Origin of the sequence: Mycobacterium sp. 1245852.3 (assembly GCF_001669335.1) — a bacterium.
In the GTDB taxonomy this organism is placed as follows: domain Bacteria; phylum Actinomycetota; class Actinomycetes; order Mycobacteriales; family Mycobacteriaceae; genus Mycobacterium; species Mycobacterium europaeum_A.
Genome location: NZ_LZLL01000061.1, coordinates 1 through 4,693 on the forward strand (window position 1 = coordinate 1; position 4,693 = coordinate 4,693).

Below are 4,693 nucleotides of genomic sequence, written 5' to 3' on the forward strand. Positions count from 1 at the left end.
CACCTCGTCCAGCGCGGCGCCGTAGTTCTCGGCCAGCGCCTTCTCGTCGAACGAGGCCTTGCCGATGACGAAGTGCAGGTTGGCCTGCTTGTCCACCCGGAAGTTGATCTTTCCGCCCTTGATGTCGGCCACGGCCTTGGCGACATCGGGGGTCACGGTGCCGGTCTTGGGGTTCGGCATCAGGCCGCGGGGGCCGAGCACCCGGGCGATGCGACCCACCTTGGCCATCTGGTCCGGGGTCGCGATCGCGGCGTCGAATTCCAGCCAGCCGCCCTGGATCTTCTCGATCAGGTCGTCGCTGCCGACGATGTCGGCGCCGGCGGCCTGCGCCTGCTCGGCCTTGTCGCCGACGGCGAACACGGCGACGCGGGCGGTCTTACCGGTGCCGTGCGGCAGGTTGACCGTGCCGCGGACCATCTGGTCGGCCTTGCGGGGGTCGACGCCGAGCCGGATCGCCACCTCGACGGTCGAGTCCTGCTTGCTCGACGACGTCTCCTTGGCGAGCTTGGCCGCCTCCAGCGGGGAGTAGAGGTTGTCGCGGTCCACCTTCTCGGCGGCGGCGCGATATGCCTTGCTGTTCTTGCTCATTGATTCATCCAATCCGATGTTGGGTCGTGGTTGTCTTGTGTCGGACTCCTCCTCAGGCCGTTGCCGGCCTGCATCGTCGTCCGACGGCGGGCCGAAGCTGGCCCTCCCACGGTGGTGGTGCTGGTGTTACTCGACGGTGATACCCATCGACCGGGCGGTGCCGGCGATGATCTTGGCGGCCGCGTCGATGTCGTTGGCGTTCAGGTCGGCCTTCTTGGTCTCGGCGATCTCCTTGACCTGATCCCAGCTGACCTTGGCCACCTTGTTCTTGTGCGGCTCGGCCGATCCCTTGCCCACGCCGGCGGCCTTGAGCAACAGCTTGGCGGCGGGCGGCGTCTTGAGCGCGAAGGTGAAGCTGCGGTCCTCGTAGACCGTGATCTCCACCGGGATGACCTGGCCGCGCTGGTTCTCGGTAGCGGCGTTGTACGCCTTGCAGAACTCCATGATGTTGACGCCGTGCTGACCGAGCGCGGGCCCGACCGGCGGCGCCGGGTTGGCCTGCCCCGCCTGGATCTGAAGCTTGATCAGCCCGACGACTTTCTTCTTCGGGGCCATGAGATTGTGCTGTTCCTTCCTGGTTTACGCCCGGCGTATGCGCCGGTTAGAGCTTGGAGACTTGGCTGAAGGTCAATTCGACCGGGGTTTCGCGGCCGAAGATGGACACCAGCACCTTGAGCTTCTGCTGTTCGCCGTTGACCTCGCTGATCGTGGCGGGCAGCGTCGCGAACGGGCCGTCCATGACCGTCACCGATTCGCCGACCTCGTAGTCGACCTCGATGGCCGGACGTTCCAGCCCGCCGACCTCGGCGGCGGCCGCCGTGGTGGCCGCACCCTTGGCGGCCTTCTTCGTCGCGCCGCGCGGCAGCAGGAACTTGACCACGTCGTCGAGGGTCAGCGCCGACGGACGCGAGGTGGCCCCGACGAACCCGGTGACGCCGGGGGTGTTGCGCACCGCGGCCCACGAGTCGTCGGTCAGGTCCATGCGCACCAGGATGTAGCCGGGCAGCACCTTGCGGTTGACCTGCTTGCGCTGGCCGTTCTTGATCTCGGTGACCTCTTCGGTGGGCACCTCCACCTGGAAGATGTAGTCGCCGACGTCGAGGTTCTGCACACGGGTTTCGAGGTTGGCTTTGACCTTGTTCTCGTAGCCCGCATAGGAGTGGATCACATACCAGTCGCCGGGCTTGGAGCGCAGTTCGGCCTTGAGCGCGACGGCGGGGTCGACGTCCTCGTCCTCGGCCGGCTCCTCGGGCGCCTCGGTGGCCTCGGCCGTCTCGTCGACAGCTTGGTCCGCAGTCGCCTCGGTGACCTCGGCGGCCGCAGAGGTGTCCGTGGCCTGCGCCTCGGCGGCCTCGTCGGTCCCTTTCAGGTCGACCGCTTCACCCGCGGACGGGTCACCGTCGAAGGTAGTCACGGTTTGAGTCCTCTCTGTCACATTCAAAAGCGGCGTCACATACAAAAGCGGCGTCACTCGCTCAGCCGAACACCAGCAGCACCAGCTTGGTCAGGCCGAAATCCGCCAGGCCGACCAGCGCCACCATGAAGGCCAGGAAAGCCAGCACAACGGAGGTGTAAGTGAGCATCTGCTTGCGGTTGGGCCAGATGACCTTCCGCATCTCTGCAACGACCTGCTTGAGGTAGTTGTAGACGAACACGAAGGGGTTGACCCGGTGGTCGCCGGCCTTCTTGGGCTTGGCGGCCTTCTTGGCTTTGGCGCCCTTTTTGGTCTTCTCCGGCGTCGCGGCTTCGACGTCGTCCGGCGATACGGCGTCCTCGCCGGCCTCGGCCGCCCGCTGCCGGGACCGCTTGCCCGTGGGGCGCTGTGGCCGCGTCACCACCGCCGTCCGACCGCCGCTCGCGCGGCCGTCCTCTTTGTCAGTGCCGTCGCTTGCGGCGTCGTTGGCAACATCGCCTTCGTCGCTCACCGCATGCTCCTTTGTCTGCTAGTCACTCGCGAACCATCCCGCCGAAGGTGGGAACCTTCTTCCAGTGTCCACCATGCCAGGACGTTCGCCATTAGCAGGGGCGACAGGACTTGAACCTGCAACCTGCGGTTTTGGAGACCGCTGCTCTGCCAGTTGAGCTACGCCCCTTCGCGGTTGGCAGGCCAACCTGCGCTTACCTACCGGGGCTTACATGACACGCGCGCCTTCCGATTGCTCGACTCACGGAAAGCGCGCTAATGCTGGGAAAACCCCGAGGACCGAGTGTACATCGACGCGAGAGTCAGATACTAATTACGCCGTTCTGACGACCTGACCGGAGTCCGGGTCCCAGCGCAGGTTCGCGGAGTTGTCGGCGTACTGGCCCATCAGCGTGGTGTAGGCCTCCAGGACCACTTCACCCTTGTCGTCGGTGCAGATGTTCTTGGTGACGACGATGTCGGCGCCGAAACGCTCGTCCACCGACAGGATGTCCATGCGGGCCCACAGCTTGTCGCCGGCCTTGATCGGCTTGGAGAACACGAACCGCTGGTCGACCTGGACGATCACCAGCGTCTCCATGCCGATGTCGACGTGCCGAAAGAAATCCAGCTGGACCAGCTTGGCGAAGATGGTCCCGAAGGTCAGCGGCGCGATGATCGCGTCGTGGCCGAGTTCGGCGGCGGCGTCTTCCTCGTAGTGGGCCGGGTGGCGGTTCTTGATGGCAAGCGCGAACTGGCGCAGTTGTTCCCGCCCCACAACGAAGTAGTCCGGGTAGCGCCAGATCATCCCCCGGATGTCTGTTTTGAGCGCCATAGCCTACGCGAGTGTCGCGGACGCGATGGCCCTGCCGAAGATCTTCTTGCCGCCGGTGGTGGCGGTGAGCGCGATGGTCACGGACTTGGTCTCGGGGTCGGCGGACTTGACCCGGCCATTGAAGACCAGCTCGGCGCCCTTACCGTCGTTGGGCACCGGCACCACGGCGGTGAACCGCACGTTGTACTCGGTCACGGCGCCGGGGTCGCCGATCCACGCGGTCACGTAGCCGCCGCCGATGCCCATGGTCAACATGCCGTGCGCGATCGCGGTGTCCAGGCCGACGACCTTGGCCATCTCGTCGTCCCAGTGGATCGGGTTCAGGTCACCAGAGACGCCCGCGTAATTCACCAGGTCCTGTCGGGTCAGCGGGTAGGTCTTCTCCGGCAATAGGTCACCCACCTTCACCGAGCTGAACTCACGCAGTGGCATCAGAAAATCCCTCTTCTCCATCCTCGCCGGCACGGCCCGCGAGGGTCGTGTAGGTCTCTTGCACGACGTCACCGGCTTCATTGGTGATGACATTCTTGGTGACGATGATCTGGGTGCCGTGCGACACACGCATCGAGTCCACGTAGACGTCGCAGTACAGCTTGTCCCCGGCCACCAGCGGAGCGAAGTACTTCAGCACCTGGTCGACCTGCACGATTTGGGCGTCCTGGACGGCGACGTTGGCGTGCTTGAAGAAGGCTGTCTGCGCCTGATAGCCGAAGACGGAGACGAACGTCAACGGCGCGATCAGACCCCTGTAGCCGAGTTCGGCGGCCGCCTTTTCCTCGAAGTACCAGGCGTCGTCGTTTTTCACGGCCGTCGCGTGTTCGCGGATCTTCTCCCGCTCCACCTCGTAATGATCGGGGTAGCGATAGTGCATCCCCACCAGGCTTGAACTTAACGGCACGATTCTTAAACTACCTAGTCAATCGGAGTAAACGCCCGCGGGTGGCCGCTAGCGTGTCTCCCGATGCGCCTGGTGCTTACCGCAGTTGGGGCAGAACTTCTTCAGCTCCAGTCGGTCCGGGTCGTTCCGGCGGTTTTTCTTGGTGATGTAGTTGCGGTGCTTGCACACCTCACATGCCAAGGTGATCTTCGGCCGTACATCGGTACTGGAAGCCATGACGGTTCTCTCTCAATTCCTGAATAAAGCTTTGCTGTTGTGTTGTAGCGATGGCCGGACTCGAACCGGCGACCTAACGATTATGAGTCGTTCGCTCTAACCGACTGAGCTACATCGCCTCTGGCCACCCCTTGTGGGGTCGGGGCCGCCACGCCTGCTCGGCGTCCGCCGAGCCCCCTAACGGAATCGAACCGTTGACCTTTTCCTTACCATGGAAACGCTCTACCGACTGAGCTAAGGGGGCCGTGCACCC

General features: G+C 64.3%; 8 protein-coding genes and 3 tRNA genes. All 11 read right to left on the reverse strand.

The features are described 5' to 3' along the window. The coding region (rplA, locus tag A9W96_RS02720; RefSeq protein WP_067137808.1) for a 50S ribosomal protein L1 at window positions 1–588 on the reverse strand (588 nt) is incomplete at its 3' end. Window positions 589–714: 126 nt separating this feature from the next. Beyond that, window positions 715–1,143 carry a 50S ribosomal protein L11 gene (rplK, locus tag A9W96_RS02725; protein WP_003873569.1) on the reverse strand — a complete coding sequence of 143 codons (429 nt, stop codon included), beginning with the start codon at window positions 1,141–1,143 and terminating at the stop codon, window positions 715–717. Between the two features lie 46 nt (window positions 1,144–1,189). Further along, on the reverse strand, window positions 1,190–2,002 hold the full coding sequence (gene nusG, locus A9W96_RS02730; RefSeq protein WP_067137811.1) for a transcription termination/antitermination protein NusG: 813 nt from the start codon (window positions 2,000–2,002) through the stop codon (window positions 1,190–1,192). 61 nt (window positions 2,003–2,063) lie between these two features. After that, window positions 2,064–2,513, reverse strand: a complete 450-nt coding sequence (secE, locus tag A9W96_RS02735) for a preprotein translocase subunit SecE (protein ID WP_066881176.1) — start codon at window positions 2,511–2,513, stop codon at window positions 2,064–2,066. A gap of 95 nt (window positions 2,514–2,608) precedes the next feature. Beyond that, window positions 2,609–2,681, reverse strand: a tRNA-Trp gene (locus A9W96_RS02740). A gap of 144 nt (window positions 2,682–2,825) precedes the next feature. Then, window positions 2,826–3,326: a (3R)-hydroxyacyl-ACP dehydratase subunit HadC gene (hadC, locus tag A9W96_RS02745; RefSeq protein WP_066869205.1), complete on the reverse strand. Its 501-nt coding sequence runs from the start codon at window positions 3,324–3,326 to the stop codon at window positions 2,826–2,828. A 3-nt stretch (window positions 3,327–3,329) separates the two neighbouring features. Continuing rightward, window positions 3,330–3,758, reverse strand: a complete 429-nt coding sequence (gene hadB / locus A9W96_RS02750) for a (3R)-hydroxyacyl-ACP dehydratase subunit HadB (protein WP_065156429.1) — start codon at window positions 3,756–3,758, stop codon at window positions 3,330–3,332. Continuing rightward, on the reverse strand, window positions 3,745–4,197 hold the full coding sequence (gene hadA / locus A9W96_RS02755; RefSeq protein ID WP_369806957.1) for a (3R)-hydroxyacyl-ACP dehydratase subunit HadA: 453 nt from the start codon (window positions 4,195–4,197) through the stop codon (window positions 3,745–3,747). The genes hadB and hadA overlap by 14 nt, the downstream gene beginning before the upstream one ends. 75 nt (window positions 4,198–4,272) lie before the next feature. Beyond that, complete coding sequence (rpmG, locus tag A9W96_RS02760) at window positions 4,273–4,440, reverse strand: 50S ribosomal protein L33 (RefSeq protein ID WP_003898538.1); 168 nt, start codon at window positions 4,438–4,440, stop codon at window positions 4,273–4,275. A 45-nt stretch (window positions 4,441–4,485) separates the two neighbouring features. Beyond that, a tRNA-Met gene (locus tag A9W96_RS02765) sits at window positions 4,486–4,559 on the reverse strand. Between the two features lie 52 nt (window positions 4,560–4,611). Then, window positions 4,612–4,684 (reverse strand) — tRNA-Thr (locus A9W96_RS02770). Window positions 4,685–4,693 lie beyond the last annotated feature (9 nt).